Genomic DNA, 21,929 nt, shown 5'->3' with positions numbered 1-21,929 from the left:
CCCCGCGCGCAACCGGCGGTCCCGACGCAGCCGGTCCGGCGCAGCGGGCCCGGCCGTCCGCGCCGGGTCCGACGCAGGTGCCGAGTCCTGCGGGCCGCCCCCGTGTGAAGGCGCGCGGGCCCCGAAGCGTGTGGCCAGCCCGCCGCGGAGCCCGCCGCGGGCGGGAACCTCGATGCTGCGGGGCGTCGGCGCGGCGAACCGGCGGGGGCGATGCGGTCCCGCGGCGTCGTTCGCCGGCCTGTGCCGGGCCCGCCGTCCGCCGGCGGTGCAGGCCGCGGAGCCGTCCGGGCGGACCTGGGCGGGGCAGGGCCGTGCGCGGTCCGCACCGCGCCGCATGCGCGACGCGGAAGGCGCCGGTGGCCGGAACCCCGGCGCCGAGGGAGTGGTACGCCGCCCCCGCACTGAGGCCGCATCGCCCTGGCCGGCGGCCTCGCGGCGGTGCCCGGCCGGGAGGGGCACCGGTGGCGGGCGCGCCCGGAGCCCGGCCGGGGTCAGCAGGCGGGGGCCGCCCCCACCGTCGCGCGGGCCAAGGCCAGGTAGCGGGCGGCGAGCGTGTCCGGGCCCAGCGGGCCGTCGGGGCGGTACCACTGGGCCACGGAGACGCACATGGTGGTGACTGCGCGGCTCGCGTCGTGCGGGTGCGGCGTCGTGAAGGCGCCGTCGCGCACGCCGTCGGCGACCACTCCGTCGAGCATCCGCTGCTGCCGGTCGCGCAGTGCCACGCACGCCTGCCGCATCTGCGGGCGCATGCTGCGCAGCTCGCTGGAGCAGATGAACGCGTGGTCGCGCCGGTGCATGTGGAACCGGAGCAGGCACTCCACCACGTGGTCGAACCGCTTGTCCGCGCTCGGGCCGGCTTCGGCCAGTGCGCGTCCGGTGTGCTCGAGCAGCTCCTCCATCACCGCCGTCACCAGGGCTTCGAGGAGGTACTGCTTGGACGGGTAGTGGTGGTAGAGCCCGGCCACCGACAGGCCGGCGCGCTCGGCGACCGACCGGATCGACGTTCCGTGGAACCCGTGCTCGGCGAAGCACGCCAGTGCGGCCGAGAGCGGCGGCGGCAAGCGGTCCGGCCCGAACTCGCGCCACGACCCGGCCATTGGCGGCCCCCTTCTGCATCCCCAGCTGCTGCGGGTCCATTGACACCGCCTGTGTGAGCCACGACACTACCGTGTGCCGCGGGACCGAACGACCGATCGGTCTGCCAGTTCGGGCCCGCGCTGCCGCAGCCCGCCCCGGCAGGCCCGCCCGACGGCAAGGAGATGCCCGTGCTGCACCCCGCCGGCCCCGACACGGGCGGCACCGACCGCCCGGCAACGCTCGACGCGGCTTGGGCGCGGCGCGCCGCCGCAGCGCCGGACGCCCCCGCCATCGCCTACTTCGACCGCGTCCTCAGCGGCGCCGAAACCGACCGCGCCGCCGGCGCGCTCGCCGCCGCCCTCGCCGACCGGGGCGTCGGCCCCGGCGACCGGGTCGGCATCGCGCTGCAGAACATCCCGCACTACGCGCTCGCCCTGCTGGCGCTCTGGAAGCTCGGCGCTGCGGCCCTGGTGCTGAACCCCATGTATCGCGGCGCGGAGCTGCGGCGCATCGTCGACGACGCCGAACCCGTCGGCGTGCTGGCCGCCGGCAGCCGGACCGGCGAGCTCCGCGCCGACCTCGAGGGCAGCACCGTCCGCTGGATCACCGGCGCCGACGACCGCGACTTCCAGACCCGCGGCGACCCGCGCGCCTTCACCGGACCCGCGGACACCTCTGCCGACGGCGACAGCGTCGGCGACCTGCTGCGCCGCTACGACGGACGGCAGCCGCCGGAGCCCGCCCACGGCCCGGACGCCATCGCCCTGCTCACCTACACCTCCGGCACCACCGGTCCGCCGAAGGGGGCGATGAACACCCACGCCAACGTCCTCGCCGTCACCGCCACCTTCGGCGACTGGGCCGGCATCGAGCCCGGCGACTCGGTCCTCGCCATCGCCCCGCTCTTCCACATCACCGGAGCCGTCATCAACGCCGCCGTGGCCCTGGTGCGCGGCGCCCAGCTGGTCTTCGCCAACCGGTTCCACCCCGAAGTGGCCCTGGAGGCGATGGCGGAGCACCGGGTGACCTTCACGGTCGGCTCGATCACCGCCTACAACGCCCTCTACGGCTGCCCGGCCGCGCGGCCGGAGCACTTCGCCCACGTCAAAGCGCTCTACTCGGGCGGCGCGCCGATCCCGCCGGCCACCGTCGAGCGCTTCCGCGAGCGGTTCGGCCCCTACATCCACAACGCCTACGGCATGACCGAGACGACGTCGGGCGTCATCGCCGTGCCGCGCGGCACCGAAGCACCGGTCGACCCGGGCAGCGGGTCGCTCTCCATCGGCCGCCCCCTGCCCGGCACCGCGGCACGCGTCGTCACCCCCGGCGGCACGCCGCTGCCCGCCGGCTCCCAGGGCGAGCTGGAGCTGACCGGGCCCGCCGTGGTCCCCGGCTACTGGCGCGCGCCGGAGGCGACCGCCGCCACCCTGCCGGGCGGCCGGCTGCGCACCGGCGACGTCGCCGTGATCGACGCCGACGGCTGGGTCTACCTGGTCGACCGGCTCAAGGACCAGATCAACGTCTCCGGCTTCAAGGTGTGGCCGCGCGAAGTGGAGGACGCCCTCTACCTGCACCCCGCGGTGTACGAGGCCGGCGTCGTCGGCCGCCCCGACGACTACCGCGGCGAGTCCGTGGTCGCCTACGTCGCCCTGGCCGAGGGCGCCGCAGCCACCCCGGAGGAGCTGATCGCCTTCACCCGCGACCACTTGGCCGCCTACAAGCGCCCCCGCGAGATCCACCTCGTCGACGCCCTCCCCAAGACCCTCACCGGCAAGATCCGCCGCCGGGCCCTGCGCGAGCAGGGCTGACCTGCCGACTTTGCGGTTCCCCGCGCAGTGTCACAGGTTCGTGACAGAGTGCTCGCTATGCAGCTTCGGTACCGGTTCCGCTTGTACCCGAGTGCCGGTCAGCGTGTGGCATTGGCGAGGGCGTTCGGGTGTGCGCGGGTTGTGTTCAACGATGCGTTGCGCGTCCGCGAGCAGGCCCGCACTGCAGGGCTGCCATTTGTGAGCGCGGCGGAGTTGTCGCGGCGCCTGACGGCTGTGAAGAAAACTCCGGAACGGGCCTGGCTGGGTGAGGTGTCGGCAGTCGTTCTCCAGCAATCCCTGCGGGACCTGGACACCGCTTACCGGAACTTCTTCGACGGTCTCAAGGGAAAGCGCCCGCGCTGGGGTGCGCCTCGTTTTAAGTCCAAGCGGGACCGGCGGCAGTCGATCCGCTTCACCGGGACTAGGTGCTGGCGGATAACCAGGGGCGGCAAGCTGCGCCTACCAAAGGTCGGTGACGTTGCTGTGCGCTGGTCGCGCCGCCTGCCTTCGGTTCCGTCCTCGGTGACGGTCATCAGGGATGCGGCGGGCCGGTACTTCGTGAGTTTCGTCGTGGAGACCGGCCGCCAAGACACATTGCCCGAGTCGGAACGTTCGGTCGGTATCGACCTCGGTCTCACGCATTTCGCGGTCCTGTCTGACGGGACGAAGGTCGCGAGTCCGCGCTTCCTGCGCCGGGCCGAGGCGCGCCTGAAGAAGGCCCAGCGGAACTTGTGCCGCAAGCAGAAGGGCAGCAAGAACAGGGGCAAGGCCAGGCTCTGCCTTGCCCGCAAGCACGCGCGGGTTGCCGATGCGCGCCGCGAGTTCCACCACCAGCTCTCCACCCGGCTGATCCGCGAGAACCAAGCGATCGCCGTGGAAGACCTGTCGGTGAAAGGGTTCGCCCGAACGCGCCTGGCCAAGTCCGTCCACGACGCCGGGTGGTCGGCGTTTGTGGGCATGCTGGAGTACAAGGCCGCACGGTGGGGCCGCACCTTCGTCAAGATTGACCGGTTCGAGCCGACATCGCAGGTGTGTTCGGCGTGCGGCGGCAAGGACGGCCCCAAACCCCTCCACGTCCGCACCTGGGCCTGTCGGGCGTGCGGGGTGGTCCTGGATCGCGATATCAATGCGGCGGTCAACGTCGCCAAGGCGGCCGGACTGGCCGTGTCAGCCTGCGGAGCGCAGGTAAGACGGGCACCCGTGCCCGCACCGCGCGACGAAGCAGGAACCCACCCGAAGCGATCCACACAGCTGGTGTGGGAGCAGGCGGGAATCCCGGGACTTTAGATCCGGGAGGATGTCAATGGGCGCTGGTGCTGGCCCAGGCCATCGCGCTGGTCTCGCTGCCGTTCTGGGGCCTGCTGTCGGACCGCATCGGGCGCCGGCCGCTGCTGATCGGGTTCGCCGCCGTGATGGCGGCGGGATACCACCCGCTGCTCCTGATGATCACCGACGAGGGGTGGACGCTGCTGGTCGCCGCCACGCTCGCGCTGCTCGTCGTGTCGGCGCCGGCGTCGATCCTGTCCGCGGTCCTGTCGGAGAGCTTCCCCACCCGGGTGCGCACGCAGGGCATCGGCTTCGCCTACTCGGCCTCGGTCGCCGTGTTCGGCGGCACCGCGCCCTATTTGAGCGAGCTGTTCAGCACGTGGGGGAGGGACGGCCTGTTCACCGGATACATCATCGTGCTCTGTGTGCTGACCGGGCTGTCCTGCATCTTCATCCGGGAGTCGCGCGGGGCCGACCTCACCGCCACCTGACGGTCCAGTGGCCCCGACCCGCGCCCGCCTTCAAAACTAAGGCCGATTTTAGGTAACGGGATGATATCGATGGGAGGATGCGAACCGACGAGATCCGCGCGGACGCACCGGCGGCAGCACCGGGCCCGGCCGCAGTGCTGGAGCCGGCCGGGTCCGGTACTGCGCCGCGTGCCGCGGCGCCCGGCGGCGGCGCGCTGGCCGATACGGCCTGGATCGACGCCGCGCGGGTCTGCGCCATGGCGGCCGTCGTCCTCGTCCACGCTGCCGCGCCGCTGGTCAGCACGGCGCAGGCCGAGCTGGGCAGCGGGACCTGGTGGGCGGCGCACGCCGCCGACTCGGCCCTGCGCTGGTGCGTGCCCGTCTTCATCATGATCAGCGGCGCGCTGCTGCTGCGCCCGCGCGCCGAGGGCGCAGGGGAGTTCTACGCGAAGCGGTGGGCGAAGATCGGCGTCCCCCTGCTGGCGTGGACGGTGCTCTACCTGCTCTTCGAGCAGTGGCGCGACGGCATCGGGCTCTCCGGGGCCGCCGCGCAGACCGCGTCCGGCGCCCCCTCCATCCACCTCTACTTCCTCTACGTCATCGCCGGCCTCTACCTGCTGACGCCGTTCCTGCGCACCGTGGTCGCGCACACCCCGCGCACCGGCCTGTGGTGGTTCGCCGGCCTCTCGGTCGCCCTCGGCGCCGCCGACCAGATCCTGTCGCTGGTGGACGGTGCGGGCGGCGCCACCGCCGCCACCCGCTTCCTGCCCTTCCTCGGCTACTACCTGCTGGGCTGGCTGCTGCTCACCGGCGACGCCGGGCCGCGCGCCCTGCGCCGCGGCATCGTCGCCTTCACCCTGGGCACCACCGCGACCGCCGGCGGCGCCTGGGCCGCGGCCGCCGCCGCGGGGGAGTGGGGTGCGGGCGCCGAATACGTCTACGACTACCTGTCGCCCACCGTGGTCCTCGCCTCGGTCGGGGCGCTCCTGCTGCTGCGCGCCGCCGGCACGCGGCTGGCGGCGTCGGAGCACCGGTTCGCCCGCGCCGCGCTGCGCGCGGCCGCGGCGGTCTCCGGCCTGAGCTTCGGCGTCTACCTCATCCACGTCATGGTGCTCATGCTGCTGCGCGACGCGTTCGGCTGGCCGGACGGCACGGCGGCACTGGCCGCCGCGGGCGGTTACGCGCTGCTGACCGCCGCCATCAGCCTGGCCGCGGTCGCCGCGCTCCGCCGGATCCCGGGGCTGCGCGCGGCCGTCTAGACCGGCGGCGCGCCCGACTGCTCCGGCCGACCGGCCGCACCGGATGCGCCCGACGCCGGCGGGGGCCGTGCTCAGGCAGGCTTGAAGCCCACGCCGGAGTGCTCCCACAGCTTCTTCTCGGGCCGCTCGGCCGGCGGGTGGCCCGGGTTGCGCCACGTCGGGCAGTCGACCAGGACCGGCCCGGCGGAGCCGTCCAGCGACGGCGAGACGATCTCCAGGCCGTCGAACGCCTCCTCGCACTCCTCGGGTGAGCGCACCCGCCCCCAGTCCATGCCCGAGTCCAGGCACTGCTGGGTGAAGACCCGGGCGAACTCCGGATCCGCGGAGGTGAGGTGCGAGGAGACCAGCGCGGAGCCGGGGGCCAGGTGCGAGAAGTAGCGGCGGAGCAGCCCGAACGGGTCGTCGCGGTCGGGGATGCAGTGCAGCAGGCTGACGAGCATGATGCACACCGGCTCGTCGAAGTCGATCAGCTCCTGCGTTCCGGCGTCGCCGAGCACCGTGTCGACGTCGCGGAGGTCGGCCGTGATGACGGTGGTGTTCGGCGAGTCGGTCAGCAGGGCGCGGCCGTGGGCCAGCACGATCGGGTCGATGTCCACGTAGACCACGCGGGCGTCGGAGCGGACGCTCTGGGCGACCTGGTGGGTGTTCTCCACCGTGGGCAGGCCCGAGCCCAGGTCGATGAACTGCCGCACACCGCTTTCGGCGACATGGCGCACGCCGCGGGAAAGATAGGCGCGGTTGTCCTTGGACAATTGGATCGTGCCCGGGTTGAGCTCTTCGAGCGCCGCCGCGGCCTCCCGGTCCGGACCGAAATTGTCCTTTCCGCCGAGCAGCGCATCATAGGTGCGCGCGACGGTCGGGCGGCTCATGTCCATCGTCGGCGGCGCCTTGGTCGCGGTCCAGTCCGTCCTGCGCGCGGAGTCGTCGCTCACGTGGGGGCTCCCGGTGGCTCTGAGGGTGGCTCTGCGGACATCCAGCCGCGGAAAGCGGGCGGAATACGGCGGCGCAGCGTGCGGTGCCGCAGTATCCGGTGCCGTTCCCGAGCGGGCGTTCGGCGAGCCGTCATCGTACATCCGCATTCCGCGCGCGACGACGGTTTCGGATGGACCGGCCATTTCGGATTCCCCTGCGCTGCAGATGGCGCAGGTGGGAATTGTGCGGCGGCACCTTCGGAAACAGCGCCGGCACCCCCGCCCGCCACCGTTGAAATGCGCTCCGGTGCGCTCCGCCGCGTCCCATCCGCCCCCGCAGTCGCGGGCGGCCACCGCAGCAGCCCACCGCGCAGGCGGCCCGCCAGCGGGGAGCGCCGCCTCAGGGGGTGCGGTGCGGGGCGCCTGCCGCGAGCGGTGCCGCCGGGTGCCCCCGGCGCACGGCCGGCGGGGAGCAGGGTGGGACCGCTCAGCCTGCTCGCCTCCTGGACTGGGGAGAACTCCGCGAGGGGCAGGGCAGGGCGGTGCGCAGCAGGGCAGTTGTCCACCGAACACGCCCTAGCCGTCGAGGAAGGCGAGGACCGCCCGCACCCGCCGGTGCCCGCCGTCCTCGGGGGCCAGGCCGAGCTTGGCGAAGATGTTCCCGATGTGCTTGTGCACGGCGCGGTCCGTCACCACGAGCCGGCCCGCGATCTCGCCGTTGCCGAGCCCCTGCGCCATCAGCCCGAGGACCTCCCGCTCGCGCGCGGTGAGCGCGGACAGCGGGTCGGCGCGCCGGGTCAGGAGCTGCCCCACCACGTCGGGGTCGAGCGCCGTGCCGCCCGCGGCCACCCGGTGCAGCGCATCCAGGAAGTCGCCGACCCGGGCCACCCGGTCCTTGAGCAGGTAGCCGACGCCGCCGGAGCCGTCGGCGAGCAGGTCGCGCGCGTACACCCGCTCGACGTACTGGGAGAAGACCAGTACCGGCAGGCCGGGGATCTCGCGCCGCGCCTGCAGCGCAGCGCGCACCCCCTCGTCGCGGAACTCCGGCGGCAGCCGCACGTCGACCACGGCCGCGTCCGGCCGGTGCGCGCGCACCGCGTCGAGGAACTCGGCGCTGTCGCCGGCGACCGCCTCGACCCGCATCCCCGAGGAGGTCAGCAGCAGTTCCAGCCCTTCGGCCAGAATGGCGTTGTCCTCCACGATCACGATGCGCACGGCAGCACCGCCTCCACCGCTGTGGGCCCGCCGGCCGGGCTGGTGACGGCCAGAGTCCCGTCGAGGGCCTCGGCCCGGCGCCGCATCCCCGGGATACCCGTTCCGCGGGCGCCGTCCGCAGCGGGTGCGCCGTCCGGTGCCGCGCCTCCGCGCCCGTCGTCGCGGATGCGGATGCGCAGGAGTCCCGGCTCGCCGTCCGCGCGGGAGAGGGATACCTCGACCTGCGACGCCTCCGCGTGCTTGGCGGCGTTGGTCAGCGACTCCGCCGCGATGAAGTAGGCCGTGGACTCCACGGCGGGGGAGAGGCCGCCGAGGCCGCGGCAGTCCATCTGCACCGGCAGGGCGCAGTCCGCGGCGAGCGCTGCCAGCGCCCCCTCCAGCCCGCGGTCGGCCAGCACCGGCGGATAGATCGAGCGCACGACTGCGCGCAGCTCCGCCATGGCCTCCTCGGCGCCGTTCTGCGCCTGCTCCAGCAGCCGGGCCGCGGCTGCCGGGTCGTCGCCCAGGGTGCGCTGCGCCAGTCCGAGGCGCAGGGCGAGCGCGACCAGCCGCGCCTGCGTGCCGTCGTGCAGGTCGCGCTCGATCCGGCGCAGTTCGGCCGCGTGGGAGTGCACGGCGCCGGCGCGGGTCCGGGCGAGGTCGTCCACCCGCCCGGTGAGCCGTTCGGCCTGCGAGGGTGCGAGCACGGCTGCGGTTGCGCGGGCGTGCAGGCGGGCCAGCGGCGGCGACGCGGCGAACGCCGCCGCGGTCAGGGCCAGCTGCCCGGTGCCCGCGGCCAGCGCGGTCGGCCAGTCGGTGACCGGCACCCCGGCCAGGTCCAGCGGAGCGCCGTGCGGCGCCAGCGGCCACAGCAGCATCGACGCGGCGGTGGCCGGCGGGCCGAGCAGGGCGAGAAGCCCGAGCAGCCCGAGCGGGAGGCCAAGGCCGATCTGCAGCAGCGCCCAGGCCGCATCGCGGCGGGTGCGGGGCGCGGTGAGTGCCGCCGGGAACCGGGCGAGCACGCCGTCCGGGCGGGGCCGGCCCGGCGGCCTCGGGATGCCGGTGCCGAGGTAGGCCGCCGCGCCGCGGCGGTGCAGATCGGCCCAGGACCGCAGCGCGTCGGTGGCGGCGGGCAGGAGCACGAGGCCCAGGCCGCCGACGGCCAGGGTCAGAACGGCCACGGCGAGCAGCGGCGGGATGAGGAGCGCGGCCATGGCCGAACCGAGCGTGGCGGTGAGGTAGGCCGCGCCGCGGGCTCCCGTTCCGATCCACCGCAGTACAGGGCGGGGGGCGTCCGGAGGGGGGCCGCTGTGCGGGTGTCCGGGTGCCGGGTCCGGTGGCGCCGTGGCGGGCGAGCTGTCAGGGGGCATGCCGCCGATTCTTCCGTGTCGGGCGGGCGGAGTCGGTGGAGCGGGCTCCACTCTCCGCTGATGCGGCCGCTGCACCGGCCGGCCGTTCCGGGCTGCGTACGCGGCCGGCGGCCGGAACGCGCAGGCCGGACGGCGATCCGGGCCCTGGCCGCAGGAGACCGGAAGAGCCCGCCTATCCTCTCCTCCCATGACCCGATACGCCATGGCCGGCTCCGCCGCGGAGGACGCCCGCACCGGCAGTGCAGCGCCGATCACCGTCGCGGCGCGCTTCAACGGGCCGCCCCAGTCCGCCAACGGCGGCTACCTCGCCGGGCTCCTCGCGGCGCGCCTGGACGCCCCGGCCGTGCGCGTCACGCTGCGCACCCCGCCGCCGCTGGACACACCGATGGACGTCGCGGCCGGGGCGGGCGGCCTGCTGCTGACCCGGGACGGGCGGACCGTTGCCGAGGCAGCACCGGCCGAGCGGCCGCACGCGCCGGTCGAGCGGGTGGCCGCGCCCGCGGCACGCGCCGCGGGCGGGCGCTACCGCGGCTTCGCCGCCCACCCGTTCCCCTCGTGCTTCGTCTGCGGCACCGGCCGCGGCGATGGCGACGGCCTGCGGATCTTCGCCGGACCGGTGCCCGGAGGCGACGGGAGCACCGTCGCCGCAGCCTGGACCCCGGATGCCTCGCTCGCCGCCGAACCCGGCGGGCGCACGGCCGGAGCGGCCGCCGCGTGGGCGGCGCTGGACTGCCCCGGCGGCTGGTCCAGCAGCCTCCTGGAGCGCCCGATGCTCCTCGGCCGGATGACCGCCGAGGTCCTGCGGCCGCCGCAGATCGGCCGGGAGCACGTCGTGGTCGGGCGCCTGCTCGGCTCCGAAGGGCGCAAGGTCGCCACCGCCACCGCGCTGTTCGACCATGAGGGCGCCCGGATCGCCTCCGCCGAAGCGGTCTGGATCACCGTGGACCCGGCGGCGTTCGCCGGCGCGCCGCAGTAGTCCCGCCCGGGAGGCGGCCGGAGGCGCCGCACCGCTCCTGTACCGGGGCGGCCCGGGGCCGGTTACCGTGGGGCGTTGTGGCCCTCGAACCCGCACAGCAGACCCGTCCCCAGCGCGGACGCAGCCCGGAGCGGCGCCGCGCGATCCTGGATGCGGCCGACCGCGTCATCCAGCGCGACGGCCCCGACGCCCCGATGGCCGCCATCGCCGCCGAGGCCGGGATCAGCAAGCCGATCCTGTACCGGCACTTCGGCGACAAGAGCGGCCTGTACCGCTCCCTGGCCGAGCGCCACGTCGATCCGCTGATCGAGCGCATCCGGTCCGAGCTGCACAGCGGCGACCCGCTGCGGGTGCGCGCCCGGTCGACCGTCGGCGCCTACCTGCAGATGATCGGGCGCAACCTCAACCTGTACCGGTTCCTCATGGACCGGGCCACCTCCGAGGACCCGCAGACCCGCGGCGACGTCGGGATGATGGTGCGCCGGCTCGGCGAGGAGCTCGCCGGCATGTTCGTCGCCGAGGGCCACATCGCCGACCCGCGGCGCGCCCAGATCACCGCGCACGCCGTCGTCGGCATGGTCCAGGCCGCGGGCGAGTGGTGGCTGGACCACCCCGAGGCCGCCGAGGAGGCGGTCATCGCCGACCTCACCCGCGCCGTAGTCGGCGCCATCATCCAGGACGCGCCGGGCCCGTCCTGAGCCTCCCGGGCTGCAGCGGCGCGGCGGGAACCCGGGCGCGCGGCGCGGCGTCCTAGCGGGGCCCGCCGCCGGCAGTAGAGGAGCTCCATGGGAGCGCGGACCGCAGTACTGGCGTTCTACGACACGGACCCGTTCGGCGTGCTGGCCGGAGCGCCGGAGACCGACAGCGCGGCCGCCGCGGCGTTCCTGCAGGAGGCGCTGCCCGGACGCGTCGGCGCGCCGCTGGGCACGGCCGACCTGGACCGGGCGAACCGGCCCACCGGTCCGCTGGCTGCTGGCGCCTTCGGCGGCGTCGAGCTGGTCTGCGGGGCGCCCGCCGCGCGCGTGCCGAAGGACTTCGCGCGGCCGCCGGTGCCGTCGCCCCGGCGCGGTGCGCTGCTGCACACGATGGACTCCGCCACGGACATCGCGCTGTTCGCCGTGTGGGCGGACCAGACGCTGGTTCGCGCGGTGGCGGTGCGCCGGGAGGGCTCCCCGTGGCGCACCGGCACGCCCCTGCCGTTCGAGGAGGAGTGGTGGGCGGGCGGCCACGCCGACTCCTGCCCGGGGTCCGATGCGCCGGGTAGGCCGCCGTTCGCCCCGCTCGCCTTCGGTGACGCCGCGCTGCGCCATCTCCTCGGCTTCTACGCCGAGGGAGCCCCGGGGCCGGCCCCGGCCGTCGACCCCTTCGCCATCGAACTCGATACCTTCGCGCCGGCCCGCCGCCGAGGCAGGTCCGCACCGGTGCTCCGGTAGCCGGGACCGGCGGCCCGGGCAGGGTGCACGCCGGGTGCGGAACCGCGCCCCCCGCCGCGGTGGCCGTCGATCCCGGTTGCCACGGTCCGGTGCTGGAAGCCGGCGCGGGGGCGGCCCGGCGGGCAGCAGCGCGTCTGCGCACACCGCCCGGTTGCCGGAGCCGGAGGCGTCCGGCACCGGGGAGGAGGCCGGCGGCCGCCCCGGTAGCCACGCCCAGACCCCCACGTGCGCCGCTGCGCTGCGGCGAGAGCCAGCCCCGCCGCATCAGCCCGGTGCGGCGAACAGCCAGCGGGTGGGGGTGGAGGCACCGTCGGTGGGGAAGGCGAAGGCGGACGACGCGGCCACCCGGTAGACGGCGTACGGCGGCGGGCCGGCGCTCGGCGCCCCCTCGGCCCAGAGCGCGCCGTCCCGGGGCTCGGGCGCCCACCCGTAGGCGGCGGTGTAGGCGCGGGCGACCGCGTCCAGCTCGCCGGGGCCGGTCACCGGGTCCGCGGCCCCCTCGACGACGAGGTCGAGCCCTCCGCCGCTCGCCCCGACCGTGCAGCGCGCGTCGGCCGCGAGGTTGCGCGCCTTGCGGGTGGCCGGCCCGGCCGCGACGTGCACGGCTCCGTCGACCACGACGGCCAGCACCGGCGCGCAGTGCGGCGCGCCGCCGGGCCGCACCGTCGACAGCCAGAAGGTGCGCGCACCGGCCAGCGCTTCGAGGGCCTGTTCCCACGCCAGGGGAGGGCCGTCCGCTGTGGGCACGGTCGCGGTGGCGGGAACGGGTGCGGTGCCCATCGCTGAGTCGGCCATGGTGTCCTTCCGGGACGGTGGGAGATCAGGGGCGCCGTTCGGCACTCCGTCCCTCTGACGCCCCGGATGTCCGAATCTCATCGGTCCCCGGCGCCCGGCCACCGGATCGGGCGCCGGGGACCGCACCGGCCGCTCCGCTCGGCAGCCGAGGCCCGCCCGGAGCGGACATCAGGTTGCACCGGCACAGCGGCGGCGCTCCCCACCGGGCGCCCATCGCGCTGCGGCTCCTGCGGCCGCCGGCGGTCAGGCGGAGGCGGAGTAGCGCCGGCGGCGGCGTTCGGCGTCGGCTTCGCGGTCGCGGGGCGGCGCATGGGTGACCAGGGAGTCCAGCAGGCGCTGCGTTGCGGCCGCCACCTCCTCCACCGCGGCGTCGAACGCCTCCTGGTTGGCTTGGGACGGCTTCGCCGAGCCGCTGATCTTGCGCACATACTGCAGTGCGGCTTCGCGGGTCTCGTCACTGGTGGTCGGCGGGTCCATGTTGTACAGCCGACGGATATTGCGGCACATGCTCCGACGCTACGCCGCAGGTCCGACGTTCGGAAGGCGGAAGGGTCCGGCGCCGGCCGCGCCGCCGTCCGCCCGGCGGGTCCACTACCCGCCGGGCGGACGGGTCAGCCGCGCAGGCGGGACAGCACAGCGGGCAGTCCGTCCTCGTGCAGGACCGTCATCCGCTGTGTCGCTCGGGTAATGGCGACGTAGAGGTCGCGGCCGCCCTGGGGCGACTGGCCGAGGATCGCCCGCGGGTCGGCGATGACGACCGCGTCGAACTCCAGGCCCTTGGACAGCGTGCAGGTCAGCACCGACACCGGCGAGTCCAGCACCGCCGGAGAGGCGTCGGCCGCCGCATCCGGCAGCAGCGCGGCGAACTCCGCGTGCCGCGCATCCGGAACGATCACGGCCACCCGGCCGGCGCCGCTGTCCGTGCCGACCGCCGCCAGCTCTTCGGCGACCAGCTCCGGCAGCCGCTCGGCCCAGCCCTCCGGCGCCACCCGCAGCGCCCGCGGCGGCGCGCCTCCGTCGCGCACCGACTCCGGCGGCTCCTGGTCCGGCGCGACATCGGCGAGGACGTCGGCGGCCACCGCCATGATCTCCGCCGGAGTCCGGTAGTTGACCCGCAGGTGCTCCACGTGCAGCCGGCCGTGCGCGTAGCTGCCCAGCGCACCCGACCACGACGTCGCGCCGGCCGCGCTGCCGGTCTGCGCCACGTCGCCGACCACCGTGAGCGAGCGGGTCGGGATGCGGCGCATCACCGTCCGCCACGCCATCGCCGACAGCTCCTGGGCCTCGTCCACGATGACGTGGCCGTAGGCCCACGAGCGGTCTGCCGCAGCCCGCTCGGCCGTGGTGCCCTGCGGCCCGTCGGTGCTGTGCCGCGCAGCGAGGTCGGCCTCGGTCATCATGGCGTCCTCCCACAGGCCGGACACTTGGAGCACGCCCTTGGCGTAGCGCTCCGCCTCGCGGCGGCGCGCCTCGTCGGCGCGGTCGCGCTGCCGCTGCGCGCTGCCGTCGTCGCCGAGCAGTTCGGCCGCCTCGTCCAGCAGCGGCACGTCGTCGACCGTCCACGGCGCACCGGCCGGACGCAGCAGCGCACTGCGCTCGGCCGCGTCGGGCAGCGCGGCGGCGGGGTCGTCCGCGGCCGCGGCGCGCGCGGCCCCCTCGACTGCGCCGGCGTCGGACAGCAGGCCGTCGACGAGCTCCTCCGGGGTGAGCGGCGGCCAGAGCGCGTCGATCGCGGCGCGCACCCGCCCGTCGCCCCACAGGGTCTCGCGTGCGGACTCGAGGTCGTCCTCGCTCCACAGCGGGGCGTCGGGGTCCTCCAGCTCCGGCACGGCGGCGGTGACTGCGTCGAGGCCGGCGTCCTCCTCCGCCTCCCGCATCGACGCCTCCAGCTGGTCCTGCTGGTTCTTCGCCAGCGCGCGCAGCAGCGCGTTGGCGAAGAAGGTGCGCGCGGCATTGTGCTTGGCGCCCAGGTCGCGGGCGCGGTCGCGCAGCGCCCGGCACTCCTCCGCGCCGACCTCCAGGACCATGTCGTGCACCGGCACCCGCAGCCCGCCCTCGGGTGCCCGCTGCCGGTCCAGCACCGCGCCCCGGAGCAGGTCCGCCATCCGCGGCGCCCCCTTGGCGGCTGCCGCGGCGGGACGGTCGTGCAGCTCGGCCCGGACCCCGGGGTACAGCCCGCCCACGGTCGTCATGACGACGTCGGTCTCGCCCAGGGAGGGCAGCACCTGGCCGATGTAGCGCAGGAACGTCGGGTTGGGGCCGACCACCAGCACGCCGCGCCGCTCCAGCACCGCGCGGTGGGTGTAGAGCAGGTAGGCGGCGCGGTGCAGCGCCGCGACCGTCTTGCCGGTACCCGGCCCGCCCTGCACGACGAGCACGCCCTGCAGTTCGGACCGGATGACGCGGTCCTGCTCGCCCTGGATCGTTGCGACGATGTCGTGCATCCGCCCGGTCCGCCCGGAGCGCAGCGCCGCCAGCAGCGCGGCCTCGCCGGACAGCTCGCTGCGGTCGGCGTCGCTCAGCCGGTCGAGGTCGAACACCTCGTCGTCGAGTCCGGTCACGGTCCGCCCGCGGGTGTGCAGGTGGCGGCGGCGTGCCAGGCCGTGCGGGGCCTGCGGCGTCGCCGCGTAGAAGGGGCGGGCCGCCGGCGCGCGCCAGTCGACCAGCACCACCTCGTGGCCGGTGTCGCGCAGGCCCAGCCGGCCGATGTAGAGCGAGTCGGCGGCCCCCGCCATGCCGGCGGCGTCGATGCGGCCGAAGCAGAGCCCTTCCTCGACGGCCTGCAGCCGCTGCAGCGCCGCCCCCTGCTCGGCCGCAGTGGCCTCGCGGTCCATCAGGGCGCTGTAGCCGCCGGCTCCGCCGCGGCCCAGCGCCTCGGCGAGCGCCGCCTCGGCAGTGGCGCGCGCCTCGTCCAGCCGCCCGTACAGGAACGCCACGTAGGACTGCTCGGACTCCAGGGCGCGCTGTGCGCCGTCAGCGCCGGCCGCGGTGCCTCCGTCGCCCGAAGCCCCCGGAGGGGCGGCACTGGCGGCACGGGTTGCGCCCGGCGCTTGACTCGTGTCCATGATGTGTGTACACTCCAAGTGTCTGTACTTGTTGTGCCCAAAATTGGCGAGCAATCAGGGTAACCGTACATCACCCCCTCGGCAAGTCCCGTCGTGCGCACGCACACACATCCCTCTCGCACGGCCCGCTGCGCCGGGCCCAAGGCCCGCGCTCCGCAGGAGGTCGGCTCAGTCCGCCCGCGCGCATCCCGCCGTTGCGCAGCGCGGGGCTGCCAGTGCACCGCCTCTCCGGCCAGCCGGACGGGCGGGACCCGTGCCCGAGCCCGCCGCACCTCGCGCTTGCGCCCCGGGATCCGGCGGACGGCTCTGCGCGCTGCCGTCCAGTCCCGAAGCTCCAGGCCACGCCCGGGCGTTCCGCGCGCGGCAGCGGCTCCCGCCCCGCCCGTAGAGCGGTGGAGTGCAGACGTTCCCGTGGGATCTGTTCCGGCCCGGACCGGTAGGGCGGGTGGCGCCCGCCCTACCGGCGCGGGGAGAGGCCCTGCTGCCCCCGGGATGCGGCCCCTGCCGGCGCGCGGCCCGGACGCCCGCACCGCCGCTGCGGGCCGGCTGCTGCCGCTGGCCTGGGCGGCGCACGCGCGGTCTGCTTTCGCGGCCGCTGAGATCCCGCTAGACTTCGTCGCATGCGAACCCCGGATCCCAGCGCGCTCCAGCGCCCGCTCCAGTGGTGGCGCCGCTTCTAGGCGGCGCACCGAGGTCTCGCAACTCCCACGGCCACGCGACCGCCCCACGGCGGTCGCCCGCGCTGCGTGCGTCCGCCAGGTCGCATCCACCACCAGCGCGAAAAGGACCGCCCGTGGCATCCAGTACCGACGCCCCGTCCACCGCCTTCCGCACCGCGGGCGGGGTCGCCGTCCGCCGCACGAGCGAACCGTGCGATCCCGGCGTCCTCGCCGAGCTCGTCCTCGATGTCGAGTCGCGGCGCGGCGGCGTCCTCTCCTCCGGCATGGAGTACCCGGGCCGGTACAGCCGCTGGCACCTCGGCTATGTCGACCCCTGCCTCGAATTCGCCGCCCGCGGCCGCCGCATCACCGCCACCGCCCTCAACGAGCGCGGCGCCGTGCTGCTGCCCGCCGTCGCCGCGGCCCTCGGCGCACACGGCCCCGTCGCGGAGCAGCCGCCGTCCGGCCACGACCACCACGGCTCCGCCGCCGTCACCGTGCCCGAACCCGACGGATCCGTCCTCATCACCGAGGAGAACCGCACCCGCCGGCCCAGCGTCTTCTCCGCCCTGCGCTCGGTGGTGGACCTCTTCGCCAGCGGCGCCGACCCCCACCTCGGCCTCTACGGCGCCTTCGGCTACGACCTGGCCTTCCAGTTCGAACCGGTGGAGCCGGCCATCGAGCGCGACCCCGGCGACCGCGACCTCGTCCTGCACCTGCCCGACGCCGTCGTCGTCCGCGACCGCAAGCGCGAGACCTGCATGGTCCACCGCTACGAGTTCACCGCGCCCGGGGAGGGCGGCGGCCGCACCGACGGCCTGCCGCGCCGCACCGCGCCCACCCCGCCGGCCGCGGTGCCGGACACCGTCCCGCCGCAGCCCGAGCCGGGCTCCTACGCCCGGGTCGTCGCCAGCGCCAAGGAGCGGTTCCGCCGCGGCGACCTCTTCGAGGTCGTGCCCGGCCACCGCACCTACGGCACCTGCGGCTCCCCGGCCCGCTTCTACGAGCGGCTGCGCGACCGCAATCCGGCGCCCTACGAGTTCTTCTTCAACCTCGGCGAGCGGGAGTACCTCGTCGGCGCCTCGCCGGAGATGTTCGTCCGGGTGAGCACCGGCGCCGAAGGCCGCCGGCGCGTGGAGACCTGCCCGATCTCCGGCACGGTGCGCCGCGGCGCCGACCCGCTGGAGGACGCCGACAACATCCGCGCCCTGCTCTCCTCCGCCAAGGAGGAATCCGAGCTCACCATGTGCACCGACGTCGACCGCAACGACAAGTCCCGGGTGTGCGAGCCGGGCAGCGTGCGCGTCATCGGCCGCCGCCAGATCGAGATGTACAGCCGCGTCATCCACACCGTCGACCACATCGAGGGCACCCTGCGCCCGGAGTTCGACGCGCTCGACGCCTTCCTCACCCACATGTGGGCGGTGACCGTCACCGGCGCGCCCAAGACCTGGGCGATGCGCTTCATCGAGCAGCACGAGGACTCGCCGCGCCGCTGGTACGGCGGCGCCGTCGGCCACATCGGCTTCGACGGCCACATGAACACCGGCCTGACCCTGCGCACCGCGCAGATCAAGGACGGCGTCGCCACCGTGCGCGCCGGAGCGACCCTGCTGTACGACTCCGACCCCGCGGCCGAAGAGGCGGAGACCTTCCTGAAGGCCCGCGCCCTGCTGGAGACGCTGGCCATGGACAGTGCGCCCGCCGCCGCGGAGCCCGCGGCGGAGCCGGAAGCCGAGCCGGCCGGAGCGGGGATGCGGGTGCTGCTCGTCGACCACGAGGACTCCTTCGTCAACACGCTCGCCGACTATGTGCGCCGGCACGGCGCCGAGGTCACCACGCTGCGGCACGGCTTCGACCCGGGCCTGCTCGACGAGCTGGCGCCCGACCTCGTCGTCCTCTCGCCCGGGCCCGGCCTGCCCGCCGACTTCGGCACCGCGGCCCTGCTCGGCGAACTGGGCCGGCGCGGCCTGCCGGTGTTCGGGGTCTGCCTCGGCCTGCAGGCGATGGTGGAGCACGCCGGCGGCGAGCTCGCCGCCCTCGCCGAGCCCGTGCACGGCAAGCCCGGCACGGTGCGGGTGGACGGCGGCGCGCTGCTGGCGGGTATCGGCGACTTCACCGCGGCCCGCTACCACTCGGTCTACGCAGCGCCGGACCGGGTGAAGGGCTACACCGTCACCGCCGTCGCCGGTGAGGGCGAGGAGCAGGTCGCCATGGCCATCGAGGACCCGGTGGCCGGCCACTGGGCCGTGCAGTTCCACCCGGAGTCGATCCTCACCGCCGCCGTCGGCGAAGGGATCGTCGCGCGCGCGCTCACCCTCGCCCGCGGAGTCCGGGCCGGCGCCCAGCGGGAAGGCTAGGGCGTGTTTGGCGGGTGGCCGCCCCCGGCGAGAGACGGGTCTCACCGCCCCCGGCCCGCCCGGCCCCGTGCCGGGCGGGCGCCGGGGAGCGCCGGGCCGGCCGGTGAGTGCGCTGGTCCGGCGGCCGGGAGCGGGCGGGGCCTCCTCCCGCGGCCCGGTCACGGGTGTCGGGGCCGGAGTGTAAGGTCAGTGCGGCCCGGGAGCCGGGGGAGCCCGAGACATGGGGAGTTGACACACCGTGAAGCACGTCGAGCCGGAGATCCACCTGGTGGCCAAGCCGCAGCTGGACTACGACGCGATCGCCGCCTACCTCGCCGACGTCGGCGGTGAGGCGTGGCTGGAGCGCTTCGACCGCGGTGATCTCGACGCCCACCTCAACGACCCGCAGAACCTCGCCGAGTTCGCCGGCCGGCTCTGCTACCGCTCGTGGGAGCCGGGCCTCAACCCCAACGTCACCCGGGTCCGCACCGACCAGGACGCCTACCTGCAGAACATCCTGCGCAGCCTGCACGGCTCGGTGCTGGAGCACGTCAGCTTCAGCTTCGTGCTGCACAACGTCAGCCGCGTGCTCACCCACGAGCTGATCCGGCACCGGCCCGGGGTGGCCGTCTCGCAGGAGTCGCTGCGCTTCGTCCGCCTCACCGACCTGCCGTTCTGGTTCCCCGAGTGGGCCGAGAAGGACCCGGAGCTGATGCAGCGCGCCGAGGAGATGCTGGCGCGCATGGAGGAGTTCCAGTTCTGGATGGCCGAGCACTTCGGCCTCGACGACGAGGGCGTGAAGTTCGCGGAGAAGAAGCACCGCACCTCCTTCATGCGCCGCTTCGCCCCCGAGGGCGTGGCCACCGGCCTGGTGTGGACCGCCAACGTGCGCACCCTCCGCCACACCATCGAGGCCCGCACCGCCCCCGGCGCCGAAGAGGAGATCCGCCTCCTGTTCGGCAAGATCGGCGCTGCCCTGAAGGACGAGGCCCCCGCCCTCTTCGGCGACTACACCGTCGATGAGGACGGCACCTGGACCCCCGGCTACCGCAAGGTCTGACCCGCACTCCGCCCGCAGCCCCCGGCCCCACCTGTTGGGACCGGGGGCTGCGCGTGTCCGGGCCGGTGAGCGGGGCCGCTCAACCGGTCAGCCGGCCGACCGCGGGGTGCGGGCCAGGCGGAGCTCCAGCCCGTCGAGGAGCAGTTCGACGCCGGTGGCGTAGACGGCGTCGGCGTCCAGGCGGGCCAGAGCCGGGCCGACGGCGCGCAGGTGCGGCAGGTCGGCCGGCGGGTCGGCGAGCGCGGGCGGGGGTGCCGCCTGGCCGCCGTCTCCGTGCCGGGCGCCGCCGGCCGAGGCGAGCACGTGCGCGGTGAGCACGCGGGCGATCGCGGCCGCGTCGGCGGCCGTGAACCCGGCGCGCAGCAGGATGCCGGCAGTGGTGTCGATGTGGGCGAGGCGGTTCGGCCCGGTCGGCGGGCGCTGCTGCAGGAGCGCGGCCGCGTCCCGGTGCCGCAGCAGGAGCGCCCGGAACTGGTGCAGGCCGGCGCTGAGCTGGTCCCGCCAGGGGAGTGCGGTGTCGATGCGGAAGGCGTCGGCGCAGATCGCCTCGGCCACCAGGTCCAGCAGCTCGGCCTTGCTGCGGACGTGCCAGTACAGAGTCGGCGAGCGCACGCCGAGTTTCGCCGCGAGGCGCCGCGTGCTCAGCGCGCCCAGTCCGTCTTCGTCGAGCAGCTCGACGGCTGCAGCGGTGATGCGGGCGCGGTCGAGCCGCGGGGCGCGAGCGGCCGGCGCGCGGCCCGCTTCTGCCCCGCCTTCCGCGGGGCCGTGACCGGATGTGTCCACGCCGACGGAACCTATCACCGATCGAGTTCCTCTATCATCGATAGAGAACATCTATCGCTGATAGAGAAAATGCTCCGTCCCGCAGGGAGGAACCATGGCCGGCACCTCTGGCACCTCTGGCACCTCTGGCACCTCTGGCACCTCTGGCACTGCTGTTCCGCGCTGGACCGCCACCCGGTGGACCCGCCCGCTCCAGGCTGCCACCGCCGTCTGCTCCGCGGTGTTCGCGCTGGGGACCGCGCTGCAGGGGTTCGCCGTCGTCGATCTCGCCATGCTGGAGTACTCCATGCGGCTGGCCGGCATGGGGCCGGCCGAGGCAGCGGAGGCGGCGCCCGGTTTCCTCGGCCCGTTACGTGCGGTCGGATGCGTGTTCCTTGCGGGCAACCTCGTCGGGCTGCTCGCACTGACCGGGCGCTCGTGGGTCTTCTGGACCGCGCTGTGCGTCAACGCTGGCCAGGCTGCGGGCGTGGTCGCGGTGCCACCGGAAGTGCACCGCGCGTCGCTGGACCTCTACGGCGTACCCGGAGTGCTGCCCACCGCTGTGACCGACGGCGGGGCGCTGCTGCTCGCCGCCGCGATGGTTGCCGGACTGGTGGCCTTCCGCGGGCCGTGGGCGCAGCGGCGCGGATCCGGTGGCCCGGATCAGGTGCGGGAAGGCAGAGTAGGGCCCGGGCGTTGATGTTGGTCGACGCCCCTTTCATCACCCGATGATCCGCCTGACCCTTCCGGGAGGAAGCCGCCCCATGCGCCTGCTGCTCATCCGCCACGGCCAGACGCCGTCGAACGTCGCCCGACTCCTGGACACCGGGGCGCCCGGACCCGGGCTGACCGAGCTCGGCAGCGAGCAGGCGGCGGCGCTCCCGCCGGCGCTGGCCGGGGAGGAGATCGGCCAGCTCTTCGCCTCCAACCTGGTGCGGACCCAGCTCACCGCCGCCCCGCTCGCCGCGGAGCGCGGCCTGGACGTGCAGATCCGGCCCGGTATCCGCGAGATCGGTGCGGGGGAGTGGGACATGTCCGGCGACATCGACGCCCACCACGCCTACATGCGCACCATCTTCGGCTGGTCCGAGGGCAGCACCTCGGTGCGCATCCCCGGCGGGGACACGGGCGATGAGGTCCTCGGCCGCTTCGACGAGGTCGTCGCCGAGGCCGCCGCGAGCGGGCAGCCGGCGGCGCTCGTCAGCCACGGCGCCGTCATCCGCACCTGGACCGCAGCCCGCGCCGCCAACGTCGACGTCCCCTACGCGGCCGCCCACCCCATCGCCAACACCGGCATCGTCATCCTCACCGGCACCCCCGCCACCGGCTGGCACGCCGAAGCCTGGGAGGGCCAGCCCGTAGCCGGCACCGCCGACAAGGCCCCCCTCCACCAGCCCTGACCCCCGGCAGGCCCCAGTGCGAACCGCCGGCGCCGCCGCGTGCCCCGGACCGGCACCGGCGGTTCGCCGCTGCCCGCCCGCCCCG

General features: G+C 75.1%; 19 protein-coding genes. 11 read left to right on the top strand and 8 right to left on the bottom strand.

Going from position 1 to position 21,929, the window contains the following annotated elements; translation table 11 throughout:
• Nucleotides 1-491 precede the first annotated feature (491 nt).
• The gene (locus ACYVGT_RS11190; protein WP_460856833.1) at nt 492-1,097 is read right to left on the bottom strand and encodes a TetR/AcrR family transcriptional regulator; all 606 of its coding nucleotides are present in this window, start codon (nt 1,095-1,097) and stop codon (nt 492-494) included.
• 168 nt (nt 1,098-1,265) lie between these two features.
• Here ACYVGT_RS11190 and ACYVGT_RS11185 point away from each other — a divergent pair, with 168 nt between their 5' ends.
• The 4 genes from ACYVGT_RS11185 to ACYVGT_RS11170 all read left to right on the top strand — a co-directional run bounded on the left by ACYVGT_RS11185 (nt 1,266) and on the right by ACYVGT_RS11170 (nt 5,880).
• On the top strand, nt 1,266-2,885 hold the full coding sequence (locus tag ACYVGT_RS11185; protein ID WP_460856831.1) for a class I adenylate-forming enzyme family protein: 1,620 nt from the start codon (nt 1,266-1,268) through the stop codon (nt 2,883-2,885).
• 57 nt (nt 2,886-2,942) lie between these two features.
• Complete coding sequence (locus ACYVGT_RS11180) at nt 2,943-4,172, top strand: RNA-guided endonuclease InsQ/TnpB family protein (RefSeq protein ID WP_460856829.1); 1,230 nt, start codon at nt 2,943-2,945, stop codon at nt 4,170-4,172.
• Nucleotides 4,142-4,642 (top strand): MFS transporter, encoded by a 501-nt coding sequence (locus ACYVGT_RS11175; RefSeq protein WP_460856827.1) that lies wholly within the window; start codon nt 4,142-4,144, stop codon nt 4,640-4,642. Before ACYVGT_RS11180 ends, ACYVGT_RS11175 begins: the two co-directional genes overlap by 31 nt.
• A gap of 77 nt (nt 4,643-4,719) precedes the next feature.
• The gene (locus tag ACYVGT_RS11170; RefSeq protein WP_460856825.1) at nt 4,720-5,880 is read left to right on the top strand and encodes an acyltransferase; all 1,161 of its coding nucleotides are present in this window, start codon (nt 4,720-4,722) and stop codon (nt 5,878-5,880) included.
• 71 nt (nt 5,881-5,951) lie between these two features.
• Here the strand turns inward: ACYVGT_RS11170 and ACYVGT_RS11165 are convergent, their stop codons facing one another.
• The 3 genes from ACYVGT_RS11165 to ACYVGT_RS11155 all read right to left on the bottom strand — a co-directional run bounded on the left by ACYVGT_RS11165 (nt 5,952) and on the right by ACYVGT_RS11155 (nt 9,355).
• The gene (locus ACYVGT_RS11165; RefSeq protein ID WP_460856823.1) at nt 5,952-6,812 is read right to left on the bottom strand and encodes an SAM-dependent methyltransferase; all 861 of its coding nucleotides are present in this window, start codon (nt 6,810-6,812) and stop codon (nt 5,952-5,954) included.
• Between the two features lie 555 nt (nt 6,813-7,367).
• Complete coding sequence (locus tag ACYVGT_RS11160; protein ID WP_460856820.1) at nt 7,368-8,006, bottom strand: response regulator transcription factor; 639 nt, start codon at nt 8,004-8,006, stop codon at nt 7,368-7,370.
• A complete protein-coding gene (locus ACYVGT_RS11155) occupies nt 7,994-9,355 on the bottom strand; it encodes a sensor histidine kinase (protein WP_460856818.1) in 1,362 nt (453 codons plus the stop codon). Before ACYVGT_RS11155 ends, ACYVGT_RS11160 begins: the two co-directional genes overlap by 13 nt.
• 187 nt (nt 9,356-9,542) lie before the next feature.
• Between ACYVGT_RS11155 and ACYVGT_RS11150 the strand changes: the two genes are divergently transcribed.
• The 3 genes from ACYVGT_RS11150 (at nt 9,543) to ACYVGT_RS11140 (ending at nt 11,764) form a co-directional block, all read left to right on the top strand.
• Complete coding sequence (locus ACYVGT_RS11150; protein ID WP_460856815.1) at nt 9,543-10,331, top strand: hypothetical protein; 789 nt, start codon at nt 9,543-9,545, stop codon at nt 10,329-10,331.
• Between the two features lie 77 nt (nt 10,332-10,408).
• Nucleotides 10,409-11,029 carry a TetR/AcrR family transcriptional regulator gene (locus tag ACYVGT_RS11145; protein WP_460856813.1) on the top strand — a complete coding sequence of 207 codons (621 nt, stop codon included), beginning with the start codon at nt 10,409-10,411 and terminating at the stop codon, nt 11,027-11,029.
• A gap of 87 nt (nt 11,030-11,116) precedes the next feature.
• Complete coding sequence (locus ACYVGT_RS11140; protein WP_460856810.1) at nt 11,117-11,764, top strand: DUF6928 family protein; 648 nt, start codon at nt 11,117-11,119, stop codon at nt 11,762-11,764.
• 264 nt (nt 11,765-12,028) lie between these two features.
• Here ACYVGT_RS11140 and ACYVGT_RS11135 read toward each other — a convergent pair whose 3' ends face one another.
• The 3 genes from ACYVGT_RS11135 to ACYVGT_RS11125 all read right to left on the bottom strand — a co-directional run bounded on the left by ACYVGT_RS11135 (nt 12,029) and on the right by ACYVGT_RS11125 (nt 15,624).
• Entirely contained in the window at nt 12,029-12,559 is a 531-nt protein-coding gene (locus ACYVGT_RS11135) for a pyridoxamine 5'-phosphate oxidase family protein (protein WP_460856808.1), read from the bottom strand.
• A gap of 243 nt (nt 12,560-12,802) precedes the next feature.
• Nucleotides 12,803-13,066 carry a DUF2277 domain-containing protein gene (locus ACYVGT_RS11130; RefSeq protein ID WP_460856806.1) on the bottom strand — a complete coding sequence of 88 codons (264 nt, stop codon included), beginning with the start codon at nt 13,064-13,066 and terminating at the stop codon, nt 12,803-12,805.
• Nucleotides 13,067-13,170: 104 nt separating this feature from the next.
• Nucleotides 13,171-15,624: a HelD family protein gene (locus ACYVGT_RS11125; RefSeq protein ID WP_460856804.1), complete on the bottom strand. Its 2,454-nt coding sequence runs from the start codon at nt 15,622-15,624 to the stop codon at nt 13,171-13,173.
• A 793-nt stretch (nt 15,625-16,417) separates the two neighbouring features.
• On the opposite strand from ACYVGT_RS11125, the gene ACYVGT_RS11120 reads away from it, so the two are divergent.
• Nucleotides 16,418-18,643 (top strand): anthranilate synthase component I, encoded by a 2,226-nt coding sequence (locus tag ACYVGT_RS11120; RefSeq protein WP_460856802.1) that lies wholly within the window; start codon nt 16,418-16,420, stop codon nt 18,641-18,643.
• A 238-nt stretch (nt 18,644-18,881) separates the two neighbouring features.
• Nucleotides 18,882-19,682, top strand: a complete 801-nt coding sequence (gene thyX, locus ACYVGT_RS11115) for an FAD-dependent thymidylate synthase (protein ID WP_460856799.1) — start codon at nt 18,882-18,884, stop codon at nt 19,680-19,682.
• An 87-nt stretch (nt 19,683-19,769) separates the two neighbouring features.
• Here the strand turns inward: thyX and ACYVGT_RS11110 are convergent, their stop codons facing one another.
• A complete protein-coding gene (locus ACYVGT_RS11110) occupies nt 19,770-20,465 on the bottom strand; it encodes a TetR/AcrR family transcriptional regulator C-terminal domain-containing protein (protein WP_460856797.1) in 696 nt (231 codons plus the stop codon).
• A gap of 94 nt (nt 20,466-20,559) precedes the next feature.
• On the opposite strand from ACYVGT_RS11110, the gene ACYVGT_RS11105 reads away from it, so the two are divergent.
• Nucleotides 20,560-21,144, top strand: coding sequence for a hypothetical protein (locus tag ACYVGT_RS11105; protein WP_460856794.1), 585 nt, complete (start codon nt 20,560-20,562; stop codon nt 21,142-21,144).
• A gap of 28 nt (nt 21,145-21,172) precedes the next feature.
• Nucleotides 21,173-21,844 (top strand): histidine phosphatase family protein, encoded by a 672-nt coding sequence (locus tag ACYVGT_RS11100; RefSeq protein WP_460856790.1) that lies wholly within the window; start codon nt 21,173-21,175, stop codon nt 21,842-21,844.
• Nucleotides 21,845-21,929 lie beyond the last annotated feature (85 nt).

It is taken from the genome of Nocardiopsis coralliicola (assembly GCF_054779695.1).
Note: the sequence above shows the minus strand (reverse complement) of the source record. Positions and strands in the feature narration are given on the sequence as shown.